The 20,011-nt window shown below is 41.4% G+C and carries 15 protein-coding genes and 1 pseudogene; 4 read left to right on the plus strand and 12 right to left on the minus strand.

The window, feature by feature from the left end; translation table 11 throughout:
* Positions 1-12: 12 nt before the first annotated feature.
* Entirely contained in the window at positions 13-219 is a 207-nt protein-coding gene (locus F7734_RS13215; RefSeq protein WP_155745161.1) for a hypothetical protein, read from the plus strand.
* Positions 216-455, plus strand: coding sequence for a hypothetical protein (locus F7734_RS13220; RefSeq protein WP_155745162.1), 240 nt, complete (start codon positions 216-218; stop codon positions 453-455). Before F7734_RS13215 ends, F7734_RS13220 begins: the two co-directional genes overlap by 4 nt.
* Positions 456-890: 435 nt before the next feature.
* On the opposite strand, the gene F7734_RS13225 is transcribed toward F7734_RS13220, so the two are convergent.
* The 7 genes from F7734_RS13225 to F7734_RS13255 form a co-directional block, all read right to left on the minus strand.
* Positions 891-3,656, minus strand: a complete 2,766-nt coding sequence (locus F7734_RS13225; protein ID WP_155745163.1) for a sialidase family protein — start codon at positions 3,654-3,656, stop codon at positions 891-893.
* Between the two features lie 582 nt (positions 3,657-4,238).
* On the minus strand, positions 4,239-5,204 hold the full coding sequence (locus F7734_RS13230; protein ID WP_155745164.1) for an orange carotenoid protein N-terminal domain-containing protein: 966 nt from the start codon (positions 5,202-5,204) through the stop codon (positions 4,239-4,241).
* A 723-nt stretch (positions 5,205-5,927) separates the two neighbouring features.
* Positions 5,928-7,400 (minus strand): NAD(P)/FAD-dependent oxidoreductase, encoded by a 1,473-nt coding sequence (locus tag F7734_RS13235; RefSeq protein ID WP_207714091.1) that lies wholly within the window; start codon positions 7,398-7,400, stop codon positions 5,928-5,930.
* Positions 7,401-7,660: 260 nt separating this feature from the next.
* Positions 7,661-10,846, minus strand: coding sequence for an efflux RND transporter permease subunit (locus tag F7734_RS13240; RefSeq protein WP_155745166.1), 3,186 nt, complete (start codon positions 10,844-10,846; stop codon positions 7,661-7,663).
* 113 nt (positions 10,847-10,959) lie between these two features.
* Positions 10,960-12,393, minus strand: coding sequence for an efflux RND transporter periplasmic adaptor subunit (locus tag F7734_RS13245; RefSeq protein WP_155745167.1), 1,434 nt, complete (start codon positions 12,391-12,393; stop codon positions 10,960-10,962).
* A gap of 525 nt (positions 12,394-12,918) precedes the next feature.
* A complete protein-coding gene (locus F7734_RS13250) occupies positions 12,919-13,383 on the minus strand; it encodes a hypothetical protein (RefSeq protein WP_243146859.1) in 465 nt (154 codons plus the stop codon).
* A 411-nt stretch (positions 13,384-13,794) separates the two neighbouring features.
* Positions 13,795-14,229 carry a hypothetical protein gene (locus tag F7734_RS13255; protein WP_155745168.1) on the minus strand — a complete coding sequence of 145 codons (435 nt, stop codon included), beginning with the start codon at positions 14,227-14,229 and terminating at the stop codon, positions 13,795-13,797.
* A 460-nt stretch (positions 14,230-14,689) separates the two neighbouring features.
* Between F7734_RS13255 and F7734_RS13260 the strand changes: the two genes are divergently transcribed.
* The gene (locus F7734_RS13260; RefSeq protein WP_155745169.1) at positions 14,690-15,454 is read left to right on the plus strand and encodes a CHAT domain-containing protein; all 765 of its coding nucleotides are present in this window, start codon (positions 14,690-14,692) and stop codon (positions 15,452-15,454) included.
* Positions 15,455-15,787: 333 nt separating this feature from the next.
* Here F7734_RS13260 and F7734_RS13265 read toward each other — a convergent pair whose 3' ends face one another.
* From F7734_RS13265 to F7734_RS13275, 4 genes are all read right to left on the minus strand, one after another.
* Positions 15,788-16,261, minus strand: coding sequence for an AAA family ATPase (locus F7734_RS13265; RefSeq protein ID WP_155745170.1), 474 nt, complete (start codon positions 16,259-16,261; stop codon positions 15,788-15,790).
* Between the two features lie 74 nt (positions 16,262-16,335).
* Positions 16,336-16,458, minus strand: coding sequence for a hypothetical protein (locus tag F7734_RS65245; RefSeq protein WP_279239708.1), 123 nt, complete (start codon positions 16,456-16,458; stop codon positions 16,336-16,338).
* A 308-nt stretch (positions 16,459-16,766) separates the two neighbouring features.
* Positions 16,767-17,654, minus strand: coding sequence for a macrolide 2'-phosphotransferase (locus F7734_RS13270; protein ID WP_207714092.1), 888 nt, complete (start codon positions 17,652-17,654; stop codon positions 16,767-16,769).
* 244 nt (positions 17,655-17,898) lie between these two features.
* Positions 17,899-18,381, minus strand: a complete 483-nt coding sequence (locus tag F7734_RS13275) for a GFA family protein (protein WP_155745171.1) — start codon at positions 18,379-18,381, stop codon at positions 17,899-17,901.
* A gap of 279 nt (positions 18,382-18,660) precedes the next feature.
* Here F7734_RS13275 and F7734_RS13280 point away from each other — a divergent pair.
* Positions 18,661-18,999: pseudogene (locus tag F7734_RS13280) on the plus strand (HAMP domain-containing protein); the annotation flags it as partial.
* 172 nt (positions 19,000-19,171) lie between these two features.
* Here the strand turns inward: F7734_RS13280 and F7734_RS13285 are convergent.
* Positions 19,172-20,011: an SWIM zinc finger family protein gene (locus F7734_RS13285; protein WP_155745172.1), complete on the minus strand. Its 840-nt coding sequence runs from the start codon at positions 20,009-20,011 to the stop codon at positions 19,172-19,174.

The raw sequence follows: 20,011 nt of genomic DNA on the forward strand, positions 1-20,011 counted from the left end.
GAGGAGTGCAACATGACCCAAGACCAACCAGATGATATTGAAAGATCGGATGGTGAAAATTGGGACTGGAAAACAGAAACAAGAGAGTGGTCAGCAGCTGAGACAGAATTAGCTTGTTTTGCACTTGCCAGACGCAAAGGTAAGCAATTGATTAAAATCATCAACACCAAAAAACCGCCAATGCAATTCATTTGTATTTTTAAGGATTACCCAGAATGACCGCAGCTACCCAAATTTCAATTACCGCTATCATTCCTATACTTACCGCTATCGGTAATCGTCAATGGCAGCAGTTCAAAGACCTAGAAGCAGATTTTGTCAACCAGCATGGGGTGGAAGTGTGGCAGGAAGTATTTAACTTTCGCGTTCTGCCTGCTTTGGATAAAGATTCTAATCGCTGGTTATTGATTCAGTGGTGTTCTGAAGGAATCAACTGGGTTAAAGACGTGGCTTAAGTCCAATACCCCAGTCACCCCGATCGCGATCGCGAAACCATCTTTTTTGAATCCGATCGCTCGGACAAAAGCTTGCTCACTCGCCATCGCTCTCAAACCTTCAAAGCTTTACTACACAAGTATTTTAGCGCACAGTGATTTTCAAAATTAGTCGGGATTTGTGGTGTTGGGGTGGAGCTGTTCGGGAGCGGTCGGAGCGATCGCAAAATTATTTTATGTCCTTCTAGGCAATTTACCGACCAATATAGCAATTTTGACTACTCAAAATTAACCGAAAAAAATCAATTTTGGACTGGTTTTCGTATTGATTTCGTTTGATTTTATGTCGGAGATTTTTTTGCTCCCCCTGTTAACGGTTACTGCAAAATGTTGGGTTTCGTTCCTCAACCCAACCTACTAATATTTTTCACAAATGGGTGTCTAATTGTACAAAATCTAGAAAAGCTTTATTACACTGTCAACTAAATTTTTGGTAAATTTGAATATATTAAAGGTTTGAGAAGACTGAAGTTCACCAACCATAACGCCGCGACCAAGTGTAGCGACATAAACAATATTCCTCTGGCGCATATCGCCTTCCATCCAATAGCCTGCTGGAAATTGTAGTGTCTGTGGATCGCTAATAGCTTTCCAGGTTTTTCCCATGTCTGCTGATTTATAGAGAGTGTCTTTCTGTGCCCCATTCACACGTCCAAACAGATAGATAGCAGGAATATCTTTGTCTCCTTTACCAAAAGCAATGAGCTCGCTAGAATCGACGGATTTAACCTTGCTAAAAGTTTGACCTCCATCAATAGATTGATACAAAGGATTGGGTTGTATATCTTCTGGATTGCGTTGAAAGCTGAGCCAAACATCTCCTGGCTTAAGCGGATTGGAGAGAATAATGGGGCGCAATATCAAGCTGGGAAAATCTCCGGTCTTGCTTTTAGTCCAGGTTGCACCGCTATCTTTACTATAGTAGAATGCAGTGCCATCAAAGTAATAAAATGTTTTTCCTTCAGAATCAGCTTTGTCGGCTGTCAAAATGTAGGAAGTTACATATGGATGAATCCTATTCCCCCAAGAGTTAGGCAAAGTTTCTCCAGTATTTGTCAAGGCAGGTTTCCACGTTTTTCCACCATCCATCGTATAATGTGTACTCGGTCCCCAGCTCGGTGCCCACACCATATTAAGTGGATTGGTAGGTGAGATAGCAATCTGACCTCCGGAAGGATATTCACTAGAGGAATTTTTCCCAACAGGAAATGATTCAAAAGCTTTCCAAGTTTTTCCATTATCGGAAGAATATCCATGAATTGGCCAATATCCTTGCCAATTATGAAATCCTACTATTGCCATGTAATTGGGTTTGGTGTAGGCGTAGTCTAAACTTGTTCCCGTTGCTACATGAGGAAATGGTACCGGATAGACATCCCAGTTAGGATTAGCCCAAGATTTTGTAGCTGGGTTGACAGGAATCCCTACAGGATTAATTTTGTTTTTAGGAACTTGGTTGCGAGATGATACCCGAAACCCTATCATATCCTGAGAAGCAATGACCAGTTCTGCCCCACCGTCTGACAGTGCTTTTGGCGGTACCCGTACCATCGTAGCAGCCAACTCGTTCAAATTTTCCTGCACCCAAGTATAGACTGGCTTTTCACTATCTGCATTGTCTGTGCGAGCAACTCCCCAGCCATTTGTCCACCAAACTTTTTGTGGATTAGAGGGATCTATAACGATGGATGCTGCTCCCTCACTGGCATAGGATAAGAAGTATTCGGGCGCTGATGAATTAACAGGAGCATCTGGGTAATTAGGGTCTTTACTTCCCATAGCCATCTCAATATGTTGCCAAGATTTTCCACCGTCTTTTGTTCGATAAACCATCCGATCTGATATCGCCATAGCCACCGTAGGGCGATCGCTTTGCACACTAACAGCCGCGTAAACTCTGTTTTTTGTATCGGGCGTGATATCCCAGCATCTTCCATTTTGGAATTTCGCTATACCACCAGTCTTGTTATTCTCGCCATAAGTTCCATAATTAACGTAAAGTGTTCCATCAGAAGCAACTATCGCACGTAATGGATCTTGACGACCGCCAATATTTCTCCAGGATTTTCCGGCATTTTTACTTTGCCAAACACCACTACCGTGAATACCAACGTATAGAGTTGGTGTTGGATTCCCAGGTTTACCTGTTGTCTTATCAAAAACGACAAAGGTAAAGCCGGGACTGGGGTTTTCCTTTTTATTGTTAGTACTGCTAGAAGCTGAAGGCTCGGAATTACATGCGCTTTTTTCAATATTGGTTACAGTCATGGGTAAGGAGCTTGGATTGGGTAAACCTCCTTTAAGAGCTGTCCAATCCTTCTGTTTTTCCTTTTTCCATAATCCGTGTCTGCGGGAAGCAAAGTAAATAATGTTAGGATCGTTGGGATCGATCGCTAACCGTTCTCCTGTTTCATTACGGTATTCATCATTTGGACCAACATAAATACCATGTTTAACCAAGCCAGTTGGATTCCAAGTTTTACCCCGATCGTTTGAAACTAAAACCTCCCCTGCATAAGTATTTACTTTTTTACTTCCGTTATTGCTAACACCTGATACTGATTTGACAACAGCATAAACTCGAGATGGGTTGACCGGATCGGCAGCTATACTTTCAACACCAACAGATCCCCCTGAGAAGCTGGAAGAGAACATATCCATCAAGGGTATCCACCTTTCATTCTTTCTATCATAGCGATACGCGCCTCCTATATCTGCCCTGATATAGACATCGTATGGGGCAACTGGAGAAATAGACATGCCAGAAATATAGCCCATGCCGTTTAGTCTGACATTACGCCAAGAAAAGAGATTCTCTTTCTTAGGACTCTTCATGCTCTCAATTGTCTGCTCTGTTGCTCGATCTGCTGTGTTTCCTATAGATAAAGCTAACAGAACAGTTGTCAGCAGCATTTTACTTCTCATATTATCTGAGAAAATTTCAAATCCTGCTCTTTGTAAAATTCTCAAAAGCTCTTGGTTAGAATTCGCTTGAAACTTTGTTCCTTCCACAGGGGCTTTCTTGTCCTCTGCAGCAATCGCTTTTCTTGCTGGCATCACACGGAAATCGGCGATCGCAATCCCAGGTAAGATCGATGAGACAATAAAAATACTCAGTAAGGCGGCAGGTGCAGCCCTAAGTTTGTTCTGAGAATAGAACATACATCAGGAGCGGGATAAGGTACAGCTAAGTGACTACCCGGAAACATCCTTAATCATACCAGATTAATTAGATACAATTCGTCAAGAAAATCTTTAGCCCCCATTCCGCACCTAAAAATACGAAAACGTGTAGGTTGGGTTGAGGAACGAAACCCAACATTTACAGACATTTGTCGGGTTTCCCCTTGGAGAAAGCCCAACCTACAAAAATTCTTATCCCTTGCAGTATTGAGACTTAAATAAAATATCAAATATTTATCTGATTTTCTTTTAGACTATCTTAAAAAAATGGTTTGCTGAAGTGTTGCTGATAGATGGTGTTGGGCACTGTAAGATAAGGAATGCGATCGCGTAGCATCTAACATTGCAAGTAATTGGTATTGGAACTAACCGCGTTATTATGCCATTCTCGGTAAATTTTCGAGCGCTAGCTCTCCTATTATTTTAAGTTCTAAAATACGTTTATTATAGTGGCGCTTGAAATACCATCGCATACAGTAAATTTTCACAAAAGTATCAAGACGCGCCATGGCGCGTCTCTACAAAAAAATTATATGTATGCTGAATCAATAATAAAGCATTCTATGCAGGACGTAGGTTTAGCAGTTCTTGAGGAGATGCCAACATATCGATCGCTACAAAGAAAATTTTGCCTTCAGGATTGATTAAGAACCGCCACGCGATGTTCATACCTAGCTGGACACCGAACCAAGGAGTTTGAACTCTCCCTGTGATTTTTATCTGTTTAGAACCATCGACTAAAACTTCGGATATCCCCGTCTCTGGCATGATATTGAGTCCTTGCGCTTCTGCACGCAGGTAAGCTGCAATTGCTTGAGGACCAACAATCGGCTTTTGAAAGGGAGGTTGCAAAGCACCATTCGGAGTAAATAGAGCAACAGCAGCGTCAAAATTATCTACATTTAGAGCCTCAATATAGCTCAGTACAGCAGGCTCTGTAACGCCCTCAATAGTGATTTTAGTGGGAGATGGGGTAGTGCGCGGAAACATGGGTTCCATAGCCGCTTTGGCGTAATTACTGGAATCTGCTCCCGGATCGTATCCCATATCCACTACAGTATTGCGAAGTACTGTAATTTGCTGTCCTGGATCGAGTTTTTGAATAGCTTCTAACACGACTTTGACACCAGCGCCCATTTGATAGCCCGGTGGAACAGGAGTAACAATTCCCTGCTTCATCAACTCCCCTAACTCATACCAAAAAGCGAGTTTGGTGTTGACACTGAAGTTTGCATAAGAACGACTCAGGGGAGTGTCAACATGGTCAGTCATCTCTCTCATGACTTGCATTTGCTCGTCATTGGACATCTTCTTAATTTGGTTGAGCAGCCCTTCTGCTAGTTGCAAACGCGCTGCTCCTGGAGCCGCAGGAGTGATTGTACGACCGAGCTCGGTGTAGGCAAACCAGAGTAATGCCAATTTATCGTCAACGCTAAGTTGCTCGAATAGAGCTATGGTTGCTGGAATTGGACTGGGAACTTGAGTACCAGAGAAAATTTTTTGCGCCGACTCAAGAGATAAGGACATATTAAAATCTCCACGTTTATCTGTTAACTGATTCCGCTGATTATTTAGAAGTCAATGTCAAAACACGAGCTGCTCTGGCTTTTGAATGAATCGACAGGGAACCAGGCGATCGCCCGCTTCAGGCTGCCCCATCTTTCATAGAAAACAACATAATGGTTTATGCTGCTTTGTAAAATAATGTAACAGTCATTTGAATTTTTGTAAAGATATTTTAAGAAACCATGACCAACAAGGTGTTGAGTCATATCAGAAGCAAAAATAGGCTCAAACAGAAAAGCGTTGGGATGAAAGCCGATTTAGTTTTGACTTGAAAGTGGGTTAATGAGTACAAAAGAGGGAAGAATAGAAACCTTTTGGGATACCGAGATAACCCTCGCCTCGTAAAGCGACAACTAGAACGATTATACGATGTTTTGAAACAGTCAAATCACGAGCTGAAAGACCGTCGGCAAAGTTTACATCCCAAAGACCGCACCAAGTATGTGCAACAGACTTTAGAAGACAGACTCATATTAATGTACTAATCGCAACTACCTTGGGTAGTGGATCTTCAAGAGAACTAGAATTTTCTGGTTTAGGTTGCTCGCTATTGACAAGCGTCTTATCCCTTAAAGCACTAATACAATAGTAATGTTTACTCTAACTAGCTAAAGTTGAGCCTAGAAAAGGCAAGGTGGTTTTATGTAAGAAAAGAAAATATATTGAAATCTATAGCATGGCTGTTTATGCCTGATGTTGTCTCTCTATTACCTGAGCCGCAAGGCGACCTGTTTGAGCTGCGCCATTCATATATCCATAGAACTCGTCGCTCAAATGCTCGCCAGCAAAAACCAAATTCCCGAAATTAACATCTTGGCGTTCTTCAGGCTTATCAGCTTCAACATAGAGAAACTCACTAAACTCTGTCAGTTGTCCTGGCTTAAAGCTGGTATAACCTCCTCTAGTGAAGGGATCTGTTGTCCATCGCGTTTGCAGAAACTTGCCCGTCGCAGCATCTTTAGCCCCAGGGATAAAATCATCCAACTGGTCTACAAACTTCTTTCCTTGTAACTTAGCATTGCCCGGTTGAGCCCTTCTAACTTCATTCCCACCTAGAAAGAAGACTAGCTCTCCATTCTCTCTGTCTGTTTGTCGCAAGCTTTCATCCCAAGCTAGGGAGAATTTTAAATCGCTCCAAACCTCCTTAACAAACCCATTTTCCTGTCGCCACACTTTTTGGTTGAATCCAGCGATTACCTTTTCATTTGCGCCCAGATCGACTTCGTGGATGAAACGCCTGAAATTGTTTGGCAAGTTAACTTGGATATCAACTTTTCGTAGTACAGTCAAAGGAATCGCGATAATTACGTAGTCTGCATCTACTACATAATTGTGGGAAAAGGTCAAGAGAAAACCACTACCCCTTGACTGAATCCGTGTTAGAGGCATACGGGTGTAAATTTGACCAGATAGCGCTTGGACAAGACTGTCGATAATCATGCCGCTACCACCTTCAACAACAAAGGCTTCATCAGAATTACCCAATAGCTCTACCTTGTTCCCGTCTACTGTAGGCAGGTTAATCAAAAGTTGCACTGCTGAGGATTCTTCTGGCTCGACACCGTACTCTGAGCGAATCGTATTTTCGATAAGTTCGCGAATAAAAGGCTCTGGAATTTTATCTGCATATTTGTTTAGATAATCGGCAACGGACATCGAATCAAATATTGGTGCATACTGCTCGAAGCTTTGGTCGAGCAAGCCAGCATCATAAGAAATTGCAAGAGCGAGTGGACGCAACTTGTCTGCAATTTCCTCTTCCGACTGAACTTTACCATTAAAGTAGTACGCTGTTCCTGGAAAGAGGAACCTTTGTTGTTCTTCTATAAGACTGAAAAGTTTTATATTGAACTCTTTGGCCAGTTCCAACACATCGGTGTGATCTGTATTAATGAAATGACCACCTAAATCAGTCACCGAACCCTCGCCTATGGCACCAGTGACTGACTGTATGCGCCCTCCCAACCGCTCTCTAGCTTCATAAACGGTAGCGGTTAAGCCTATTTTCTTGAGTTGGTATGCCGCATTCAATCCCGCAATCCCACCTCCTACAACAGCAATTTTGGGGTTAGTACTACCGCTAACTCTGCGCCAAACCCTTTCTGGATGAGATAACCCACTAGTGACAAGTGCCGATCCTGTAGCAAGGGATGTCAATTTGAGAAAGCGCCTTCGCGACCATTGAGCTTGCTTTTTTGTAAGCGGTAAAGGTTTACCTTCAGCTTTGAGGTTTTTCCTCTGGCTTAGCTGCCCTCTGCCCTCTGCCTTTCTTCCGGTAAATGGTTTTACAAGTTTAGTATTCCCCAGTAAAGTTTGAAATTTAAGCTGCTGCTCAACCTTTAATGTACGGGCGAGGACGTCCGTACCATAAGAACCAAGAACATAGTGTGGTTCATTTATTTAAAAACTACTGTCATTCAACGATGACTTTCTACTGGTGTTTTTTCTCGTGAATTCACCTTTGACTTTTTGGAGCCTTTAGATCGATCGCGGTCTTTTTTCAATAAGCGATCGCCCAGCGTCTCAATAACAATGTACAAGACTGGCACGACAAACAGAGTTAAAAAAGTAGCAATAAACATACCACCAAATACTGCTGTACCAAGTGATTGGCGGCTACCTGCGCCTGCTCCCGTAGCAAATAACAATGGAGCAATCCCCAATAAAGTAGAAATAGCAGTCATGAGAATTGGGCGGAGGCGTTCTTGTGATGCTTGAATAGCTGCTTTAGTAATTGAGTAACCTTGCTCTCGGAGTTGATTTGCAAATTCTACAATCAATATGGCATTTTTACTTGCCAATCCAATCAGCATCACCAAACCAATTTGACAGTAGACATCGTTGGGCAAACCACGCAATGATTGAGCCGAAAGAGCACCTAAAATAGCTAAGGGTACAGCTAAAAGAATAATCAAAGGATCGATGTAGTTCTCGTACTGCGCTGCCAGAACTAGGAAGACAAACACAAGTCCGAGGGCAAAAATAATTGGTGCTTGACCCCCAGACTGCAATTCTTCCGCAGAAATACCAGACCATTCATAGCCTAAATTAGGTGGTAAACTTTCTTCAGCTAGCTGTTGCATCGTCTGAATTGCTTCTCCAGAACTAGAACCAGGAGCGGCTGAGCCAGTAATTTCTATTGCGCGGAACAAGTTATAGCGATTGATTGTTTGTGCTCCGGTGGTGGGAGTAATCTTCACTAAAGTACTTAAAGGAATCATCCTATCCTGTTCCGAACGAACGTATAATTGGCGGATATCATCAGGATTAGAGCGGAACTGAGCCTCTGCTTGGACATACACCCGGTAACTGCGTTCCTCTAAGGTGAAGTCATTCACATACTGTGACCCTAAAAGGGTTTGCAGTGTACCGAAAATATCTGCTATGGGAATTTGTAAGGCTTTGGCTCGGTTGCGATCGACTTCTACCAGTACCTGTGGTGTATTCGCTGTAAAAGTGGTGTACACACTTTGCAATCCAGGTCTTTGATTGGCTTGCCCAATTAACTGGTTTGCTGCTTGAACTAAACTCTCCAAACCCAAGTTTCCTTGGTCTTGCAACTGAAATTGGAAGCCCCCAGTAGAACCCAAACCTGGAATTGCTGGAGGATTATTTGGCAGAATTCTAGCTTCTGGAATTGCCGAAAATGATTTTCTTAACTTGCCAATAATTGCTGGCGCTGACTGCCCCTTTTCAGTTCGCTCATCCCAAGGTTTAAGAGATGTAAAAACAACACCACTATTAGCAGTATTTCCACTGAAACCAAAACCGCCAACAGCAAAAGTGCCTCTGACTTCAGGGAATTTTAATATTTCTTGTTCTACCTTCCTCATCACATCACTGGTGTAGTCCAACGAAACCCCTGGCGGTCCTTGTATGAGAGTAATAAAGTAGCCTTGGTCTTCTTCAGGTAAAAATGCTGTAGGGACGCTTAGGAACAACCAAGCTGTCAACCCCAAACTAGCAACAAAGAGTGCTAGAATAATGTACCTAATCTTAACTATCAAGTTGAGAATACGTTGATAACCCCGGCGCAACCAGTTGAGAAAGCCATTAATACGGTCAAAAATCCATCCCAACCATCCGCCAGTTCTTTGCCTTTGACGTAACAACAAACCGGAAAGTGAAGGAGTGATAGTTAATGCTAAGAACGTAGAAATTGCAATTGAGAAGGCGATAGTTAAAGCAAATTGCCTGTAAAGTGCTCCCGTTGTTCCTGGGAAGAATGCAACTGGCACAAACACTGCCATAAGGACTAGTGAGGTGGCAATGACTGCTCCAAACAACTCTTGCATTGCTACAGAAGAAGCCTCACGCGGCTCCATCCCATCTTCTTGAATGCGGCGCGAGATATCTTCAACAACAACGATCGCATCATCAACAACCATCCCTGTTGCTAGAGTTAAACCAAACAACGTCAAGCTATTGATTGAAAACCCAAAAGCTTTGATAAAAGCAAAAGTCCCAATCAAGGCAACTGGGATTGTAATCGATGGAATGATGGTGGTACGCCAATCTTGCAGAAAGACAAAGATAATCAGTACGACTAAGGCGATCGCAATAAACAGCGTGACAATCACTTCTGTCAGTGAAGCTTGCACAAACAAAGTTGAGTCAATTGACACTTCATATTTAATGCCAGGAGGAAATCTCTCAGAGAGCTTCTGCATTTCAGCTTTGACTCCGTTAGCAACATCCAAAGCATTACTGCCTGGTAGTTGATAAATCCCCAACCCCACAGCATCTTTGCCGCGAAATCGCAAGAAGGAATCGTAATTTTCTGCTCCCAGTTCTGCCCTACCAACATCTTTCAGCCTAACTAGTGTACCATCTGCGCCTGTTTTGAGGACAATATTCTCAAATTCGGAAGCATCTTCCAACCGACTTTGCGCCCGCACGTCAAGTTGATATCTTTGCCCTTCCGGTGCTGGCTGCTGACCCAATCGCCCTGCACCGACTTGTAGGTTTTGTTCTTGCAGTGCTGCAGTCACATCCTGAACTGTAAGATTGCGACTGGCAAGTTGGTTGGGGTCTAACCACAGGCGCATGGAATACCTGCGTTCTCCAAAAATAGTAACATCACCAACCCCCTCCACACGTTTGAGGGCGTCTACCAGGTATAGGTCAGCGTAATTACTTAAGAATATAGTATCATACTCGTTGTTTTCAGGATACAAACCGAAAGCTAATAAAAGCGAGCTAGAACGCTTAGTTACAGTGACACCTGTTTGCTGTACTACATCTGGTAGCTGAGCCTCAGCCACAGACACCCGGTTCTGGACATCAACCGCAGCAATATCTTGATTCCGGTCTGGGTCAAATGTGACTGTAATTGAACTCGTACCAGAGTTACTACTGCTCGAACTGATATACCTCTGACCGGGAACACCGTTAATTTCTCTTTCTAAAACAGTCGTCACCGTGTTTTCTACAACCTCTGCACTCGCTCCAGTGTAGTTGGCTGTAACGTTAACTTGAGGAGGACTGATTTGAGGATACTGAGCAACGGGTAGTGTGGGAATGCTAATTGCCCCTAGTAGCAAAATAACTAGGGTGCAGACGCTAGCAAAAACAGGTCGCTTAATAAAGAAGTCAACAAACATAGGAAAATTGTTAGTTGTTGGTTGTTAGTTGCTAATCGCTAATTGCTAGTTGCTAATTGTTAATTGATTAACTATTAACTATTAGCTATTAGCCATTAGCCATTAGCCATAACTTATGATGCAGGGGTGATAGGAGCACCATCTCTTAGGTTAAACAAACCTGCAACAATGATTTTTTCTCCTGGCTTCAATCCTTCAAGCACTTGATAACTATTACCTTGGATATCTCCTAACTTGACGAGCTTTTGCCTAGCTATCAATTGAGCTTGTCCTTGTTGGTTTTGTTCTTGCTGTTGCGCTACATAAACAAAAGTTTGTCCTGCTACGCGAGAGATTGCTTCAGTGGGGATGAGAACTCCAGGTCGCTGTTCCCAAATGACTCTTGCTCGTACAAAAGAATCAGCCCGTAATTGACCTTTGGCATTATCAAAAAGAGCTTTAATCAGCACAGATTGGGTGTCATTAGCTGTCTGAGGAGAGATAAAAAATACCTTACTGGTTCCAATATTCTGACCTTGAGGGTTAAGCAGCTGTACTGGTGTACCTACACGCACTCTCGGAGCTTGCTGTAATGGAATAGAAATATTTACCTCTAAAGGTTGATTTTGGGTGATAGTTGTTAGTTGAGTGGAAGTGGTGACAATGTCTCCTACCTTGACTGGAATATTGCCAACAGTACCAGCAAAAGGTGCTGTGACTCGATAGTTCTGGAGTTGAGCTTGCGATTGCTGAGCATTAGCTTGTGCTTGCTGTACGGCTTTTTCTGATTGAGCCACAACAGCCCCTTGAGCTTCAATCCGTTTGTTGATGGCAGCAAGGCTGGATCGGGCAGCTTGGAGTTCATTAAAGTATTGGTCTCTTGTTTCCCGCGAGACTGCTCCTTGAGTTGCAAGGTTAGAGTATCTTTGATACTGTTCTTGGCTTAATTTCAACTGAGATTGGTTGGAAAGCCGTTCAGCTTCAAGAGAACTCAATGTCGCTCTAGCACTTTTGACTTCCGCTTGGGCTGCAGCTACAGCAGCCGTTGCACCACTGAGAGCGGCTTGTTGTTCGTCAGGATTGATTTGGATAATAGGTGTTCCTGTTTGTACTTGATTCCCCGGTTTGACAAAAATTTGGGACACTCGACCTTGGGTTTCTGGTTGGAGCGTGACGGCTCGACGTGACTCTAAGTTAGCAACAAACTCTGCACTATCTCTAATTGTTGCTGTCTGTACCGTGGATATTCTTACAGGTACTGCTTGCGATTGGCTTTGACCTGGTGGTGATTGTTCTTGAGCATTGTTATTCTGCCACCAACGCCAACCAAAGACTCCGCCAATCAGCAATGCGATCGCGCCTAGAGTTAACAACCAATTCCGCTTCTTTGGTGAAGGGGGTTTTCTGTCAGTTTCAGGAGAAGTATCATCAATATCAGCTTCATCAGCCGTGCTAGTCTGTTGGTCGATCTCTTCCTGTGTTTGCGGAAGGACGACAACGCTAAAGCGGCTATCTTTGCCGTCTTGTGTTCCCGCTCTCGTTTGCTTTGTGTCCTCAAAATGTTTCATATGCGTAATTTCCTAATTCCATAACCTCTTATAGACTGACGATTTCAGCCCTAAGGAAGATTTATTGCTGATATTTAATTGTTAAGTTATTTGTCTTTTCCCACGCCAAATTAATAATGAATAAGTGGATTTAATAGGTATTTTTTGTCATAATATTGATATTTTTCCTCCTGTAACCAGAAACATTTTAGACTGAATTTAAAATTATTCATAATACTTATTAAAGCCATTTTGCTTCTGTCTTGTAACTGCTACAAGAGGGATATAATTGTATTTGTGTGACCCTCTTACTCTCCATAAAGACATACTTGCGGCATGACATATGCTTTTCCGATGAAAGCAAATTTTAGTTAAACGCCTCGCATTTGTCTCAAAGATTTCAGGAATTGGTATGACTCAGCTTGCTTCAGTGTGTTATTCTTAAATTAGATAAAGAGCTAGCCACGAACAAGTCAACAAGCAAGCCAAGAACAAGCTTAGAAGTGTTGTACGCTCCTCAATACAGTGCGTGCTATTTATATGTAATTAGCTTTTTTCTTCCCAATCTGGGCATTCATTGTTTTCATATCCATAAGGATGCATGGCACAAAAAAAGGGTACGCCATTATAAATAATTCCATGATAGTGCTTACACCCTTCACAAGCTATTGGAGTTTTTGAAGCAATTACAGCAGTAACAACTGGAGTTTGGATTTCTGACTCTGCCTTTTCCTGACGAGTTTTTCGAGAAGTCCCAAGTAAAATTATTCCCACTCCTATTGAAATTCCGCCAACTCCAATAGCTTTTCTAAATAAAGATGCTTCGGACTTTAGCGTTTTGTTCGTGTTAATAGCGATTTTTCCAGTGATTCCTGCAATGAAAAATATTTGTCCAACAGTCACCGCTAAAACCCCTAAACTCCCTATCCCTAATATTCCTACAGCTTGTCCCAGAACCTTCATGACGTTTAATTGACTGCATTTCATAAAATCTTCACCGTATTTACTCATTACATCCTTGTAGAAGGAATAGACATCGGTTCTTATGAAACACCCTAATAAGCAAAAATCGTTTTGATTGTGTAAACTCTTTGTCCGATAAATCTCTTAATTCACTTTGTTAAAGTTGGTAAAGACACAAATATTAAAAGTGATATGTACAGCTTTTTATGATATCAAAAGATTTTTTATATATCATGAGACTTTTCTCATTATTTTTTCAGATTTTTTTCATGTAGCACCCTACACTTACACTTTATTATGTTTCTGAAGCGTCAGAAACTTCTTTCAAAAGCTTGTACGGCAATATTTTTCATTTATAAAGAAGTGGTCGAACAAAAACCAACAAAATGTAAAAAAAGTTAAGAAATTAAAATAAATGCGATCGACCACAGTGCAATAAATTAGAAAAAGTCTAAAAACTTATTTCCTTTCAGCGCAACCTTCAAGAACTTTAGTACCTAAAATAAGCGTTGCTGAATAGGGGTATTCTTTATCAGACATACCATCGCTACATTTATCTGCTTTTTTAAGAATGAGAGTATTGTTTCCTTTCCCCTTTAGCTGATATACCCTGACAAAATCCTCAGGACGCCCTTCTGCTTTTAAGGGCGCTACGTAAGGAAAGGTTTGTTTCTTAACTTCTGGAGAAGAGTAAACAATCCCACTTTTGCTAACACTTACATTCCAAAATGGTTCCGTACCAACAACATTAAATCTCTCAGCAGCAATATTTTGTGCAAGATGAGAATGATTGTTCTTAATGTATGGCGTATTATCATTAGCAGCAGTGCGCTCGCTAGCCAAGAAAAGGCTAGTTAATCCCAAGAAAATCACACTAGATATTAAAGTTTTCATTGATGACGTTTATCGAAGTCTTACCTGTATAGTTGCTCCGACGTATTTCATTGCTAACAGTTCCGTATCTTGGATGTAGTAACAGAGTGTTTGAAGTAAACCTATTAAAATTTAACAATGTCAAGCTACGTATAGATAAGCTTTCGCTTAACTGTCAAGTTATTTAGTTGATGCTGTTGAGCCAGCATTCTTGGTAGTAGAAAGACGTTACATCGAACAAGACAGCCAATCTTTTTGAGGAAGCAGATATCTTTAAGATTGCTGAAAAGTTAGGTTTGATTATAGCCGTAGTCAGTGCAGTAGTAGGTGTTGTATTTTACGTGGTAGAGTCCAAGGACCGCAAGGAAAAATCAATCCATAAATGGCGAGCATCTCTTTATACCCGTACAACAACCGACATCCTAGGATAAGGTTTTGGAATAAACGGGAATAATAGGTAGAGACATAGTTGGAGACACAGATGAGTAGAAGAAAAATCTTAATATTATCGGCTAACCCACAAGATACAACTAGCTTGCGATTAGAACAAGAGGTGCGAGAGATTCAAAAGGCAATCAAACGCTCTCAAAATCGTTCGGAATTTGAAATTGAAATTGAGGGGGCAGTCCGAGTGGATGACTTGCGTCATGCGCTATTAGATTACAAACCCAATATTGTTCACTTCTGCGGTCATGGTTCTGGGAGCGGTGGGTTGGTCTTGGAAAACAGTTTCGGACAAGCAAAGTTGGTCAGTACGGAGTCTTTGGCAGGGTTATTTAAGTTTTTTCAGAAAACAGTTGAGTGTGTTTTACTGAACGCTTGCTATTCAGAAGTTCAAGCAGAAGAAATACATCAGTATATTAACTATGTTATCGGAATGAATGAAGCAATTGGAGATACAGCAGCCATTAAATTTGCTACTGGATTTTATGATGCATTAGGTGCAGGAAGAACATACAAGCAGTGCTTTGAGCACGGCTGTAATTTAGTAGACTTAGAAGGGATTCCAGAATCCCAAACTCCACAACTGAAAATTAGACCTTATGTACAAGCAAACTGGCAATATTACGAGCACCCCTTTTATAGCGAAGGAAGAACATTGTCAGAAATGGAGCAAGAAGCAGCAGATCTCCATTGCCGTCAAATCTATGATGAGTTAGTTGCACAAGGTGTTGTAGAAGGTGGTGCTAGGCATATATGGGCACATTTGGATTTTGGGCAGTGTGTGTACAACAAGTGGATATAAACGCAAGCTGTAGACCATGGTGAAAAATCCATTCTACATCCGTTATGTAAAGATCTGTATCGGTACTGTAACCGGGCAACCGAAAGCTATTCAAAACTTTTGAAAACCTTATCAGGCAAGCAATTGCGGCAACCAATGACTTGTTTTTCATAAGAGTGCTTATTTGACGCTTGGGAAAATTTTAGGGGCGATCGCGAAAAAGGACTGCGTATAGACAAGTCATTTTAAATACGTTGTTTACCTCATTCCCTACATCTTCCCGGCTTAGTTCTTCATGATTTAAATCTTCCTTGACAATATTTTCTTCACCGCAGCTAATTTTCTGTGATTGGTTTAGGCGATAATTTCATGTTTTCTGCCATTATATTGATTAAAGATTGAGCGATGGGATGAATAACCGAATTCATCATCTCGGGATGAATATTGTTGAATCCAATTCTGGAGAAACTCGAATGTTTGTGCCTGTTCCTCGGACGATTTGAATTTGTGCGGCTCCCAAGAACGATTGCGGTTATTTTCAAGACACTTACTAACGCCAGGATTCAGAAAATAGATTTCAGTTGAGAATTCGATAGCAGCTTTGATTAGCGTACTGTAGCAGCCTTCAATTACCCAAGAAAAATTATTTTCTATGAAGTCCAGTAGATCCTTCACTGAATCTTCTTGAGGACGGCGTATCGCAATTTGGTTGGGTTCCCAAACGATAGTATCGAGATCGAGAATTGGAATCCTTAAGTCTTTAGCAAGCTTGTTTGCAAGAGTACTTTTTCCAGAACCGGAATTGCCAAATATTAAAATTCGATACATAGTGGTGATTTAATTACGGTGCAGCCGAGCCATTTCTCAATTTTCAAACAGTTCAAATTATTCATTCCACATTCTTACTTAAACGTCAATCTTAATTCTGCCAGTTTAAGGTGCGTTTGTCCCGATTGACAGCCTTTATAAAGCCGCCATTTCTTCACAGATTTTCTGAGTTGGGTATTGACTGTACGTTCGCTCATTTTTAACCGCAAGATTTAATTAAGCCTTACAGGGGTTGTAATTCAGGCTGTGAAATGGATTCAGGCATTTTTAGTCCCATAGGAGCTTTTGGTCATTTTATGATTTATCCTATGCCTACGGCTTAAATAACCGCCTCTCTTAGCCTTTTTGAATGGTCACAAATTTTACACAAAAATAATGGTTCACGTAAAAATCCTCTTTTTCCTTTTACATTAAGGCTTTAATTCCCCTTTGGATCTCAAAATAAGCGAACGTACAGTATTGAACCAATATCATCCACTCCAAGCTAAAGAGGCTCGAGCCCCAGCTATATGTTCAACATTCCAGTTAGCAAGGCGAATAAGGCGTATTCTACGGGATTAGCATTCCAGAGTTCTATGATGTGTTCTTTCATATAAGACCATACGATCCCACCAGCAGTTTGGTAATGCTCAAGCACATCTTGGAGAACTTGCTCACCGAAAGTGGCATAGAAACAGACGAAATCCTTCGCAGGATCGCTGACTGCGGCTTCTGTCCAATCGATTAGTCCCATCAAATTTCCGTCTTTGTCCACGAGCGTATGACCGGGGTGAAAGTCTCCGTGAATCAAAGCCGAATGCTGAGGCCACAAGGCATCATTGGCAATCCAGTCCTGCCAACGTGCCCAGCGTGTATCAGAAACACCAAGCAGTTCTCTAGTCTTCTCCATATTCTCTGCCATAGATTGCCGCACTTGATCGACTGTTTGAACTCGGATACTGAATTGTTTCACTACCTCAATGCGTGTTCTATGGAGTTGCGCCAGTGTTTTTGCCACAGAAGAAATGTATACAACAGGTGCGGACTTCGGATTAATGTACCATACATAATCGCCGATATCTGGATCGATGGTTCCAGCAGGAATTCCCTTTAATAGCGGATAGGCAACTAGTTCATCCGAAACAATTTTCCAGATGGGAACGCTCACATCGACTTGGCTTTTAACCAGTTCAAGAACTTCTCTTTCATAATACATGCGCTCAAGAACATCAAGTCTTCTGGGAAAACGCAATACCCATTTGGTATTATCCTCTAGGGCAGTAGCAAAGGTAGTGATGAAGTCCATTCCGGATTTGTTAATATTTAAGTTGTCTGCGTCCAAAATGAAGCCATTTTTGTCGGCGATGCTGAGTATTTTCCTGATTTGGTAGTCTTCACTAACAGATTGACTCATTTTAAATTCGCTCCTTCACGAGCATTGGCTAACATATATATCAGGCGTTCACCTCAAATTAGCCCAACGTAACATCAATAATATATCCCACATTCCCCTAAAACGAATTGTAAAGTCGGCAAGAACTCTTACTTGTTTGGACAAGTCTTTGGAAAAATATAATATGAACTGCTGTTTTTCCCTTGACAACAAATGTCAAATACTTTTCCTTTTAATTTCAATTATGGCAGATTTTTTCATGGGACTACTCGAAAGTTGTGTGCGAGTGTGCGATTGCACTTTGCTGTTGTGACCATTTTTCCCATAACGGGTGTATTTCGGAGGGTTGGCCGTCATAATTCAGCATAGAGTCGGGAATTATTACCCAAGGTTGAGCACTGCGAGTCCAGAGGTTACCCACAGGACGCAACCAACTCGTATCGTCTAATGTTCCGGCTTTGACATTAATTGTCTGTTGATTGTAACTTCTCTCGTGAAACAATCGCGTTCCACAATTGTCACAAAACAGGCACTTGACCTCACGTCCGCTATCAGCTAAACGAGTCCAGGTTTTCGGATGTCCTTGCACAACAACAGCATCTCGCGGTACGGTAAGAGACATACCAAAAGCACTGGATGATTGTTTTTGGCATTCCGTGCAGTGGCATAAGTAGAGTGTTAAAGGTTCGGCACGAATTTCATAACGAATCTGCCCACATTGACAGCCCCCAGTGTAGGTGGTGCTCATAACTTTTCTCTCCTGTTTGGTTTAAATAAGTACAGATTCTAACGATAGAACTCTTCTGTTGTTGCAACACGAGTAGTGTTAGTTTTACAATACCTCAATTATGTAGCGTTACAAGTAGAAAGGAGATTGCTCTTAAACTAAGGTTGCTGTAACCGAAGGGGAATACAGGCAAATATACGATGCGATCGCTGAAAAAGAAAAAATAATATTAGCTGTTTTTCAAAATATAGGTCTACTCAAATTATGCGAGCTAACGCTATCTGGCAAGGCATCCGTGAAAGTTGGCACTTAAATGAAATTGTAGCAGCTCAATTTGTGTCTCTACCTGCAAGTAAAGTCATCGAAAAAGCTCATCAATCCTCTTTATTAATAGTAGGAATTGTCTTTGCGATTTTTATAGCGGTTATCCTTTTAGTCAATATCTTTTTGAATCGACAAGTTATTCTTCCTCTTAAGCGCATAACTCGTATCGCCGAAGAAGTGAGTACAGGACATTTAGACGTTGACTTCGAGGAGGTTTCTAATGATGAAATTGGGAATCTTGTCAAAGCTTTCAGACGAATGAAATTAAGTTTAGAAATGGCAATGAAAAGAATTAGGCGTACTCATGGTGTCTAGTAACGGGTGCTAATTGGGTGATTTCGCATTTTGGTACTGAATTCTTCCCCCTCCATGCATATTCCTCAAACACTTTAAACTTACAGCAATAAGGAAGATTTAAACGAAGTTTCAGTTTTCCAACCTGTACTTGCTTTTCAGAAAAAACTCCAGTTCTCAAGATGAATGAGGTTTACATCAAATTTTGATTTTTTGTCTTCACTCTCTGATATAATTCCTCCATAGCTGCAATAAAGGAGTTATCCTTTTGCCAGAAAGGTAGGAAATCTCCTTGTTTTTTAATTAAGATTGCCGATACACCTCCCGTAGTTGGAACATCAATTGTTTGGGGTAATCGCTTTGTCCCCAACCAAAACTCTCTAGGACTTGGTTGTGTGACAACTAATTTCTTTTGGAGTTTTGTATAGAATGAAGTAGAAGCTTCAACAGGAATTTCTTCAATGTTAAGCTCTTGAGACAGGGCTTTACCTAGCGGTGTTTGAGCTAATTGGGTTTGAAGTTCTGTCTTTGATAACCCCCGCAATTCAAATAAAAGAAATGGATTGTGGTCTAGTTGAGAAGCAACTAGATAGTAAACTCCAGCAATATGTTTGCAGGGATTGGCATAGTCCGGACAAGAACATTTTGTTTGAAAATCTTGTCGGCTGTGAGGTAATAAATGCAATCCAAAGTCAGAGAAAGTATCCTCTATGTTTTCTGGAACTTCGTTTATTAAGAGCCGGGAAACAATACTTGCTTTGGATGAAAGTTTGTTAATTGCTTCTTTCCAGCGTGTTTTTGCAATAGGTGTAATTTCAATAGAAATATTGTATGTAGGCTCTTTATAGACACCAAAGTAAGGATTGACAGAGCCTCTCACTTGGGCATTAATATGATTTTTGTCAATATCAAAACTTAAAACTTTACCTCCACTTGCATAAGCACGCCCTCGTTGAAGCCTGCGTTCATCTGTAAAAGATTCCAATGCTTTAATAAAGCGATCGCCCCACCAAGTTCGAGTAAATTTAGTCAT

The organism is Scytonema sp. UIC 10036 (assembly GCF_009725235.1).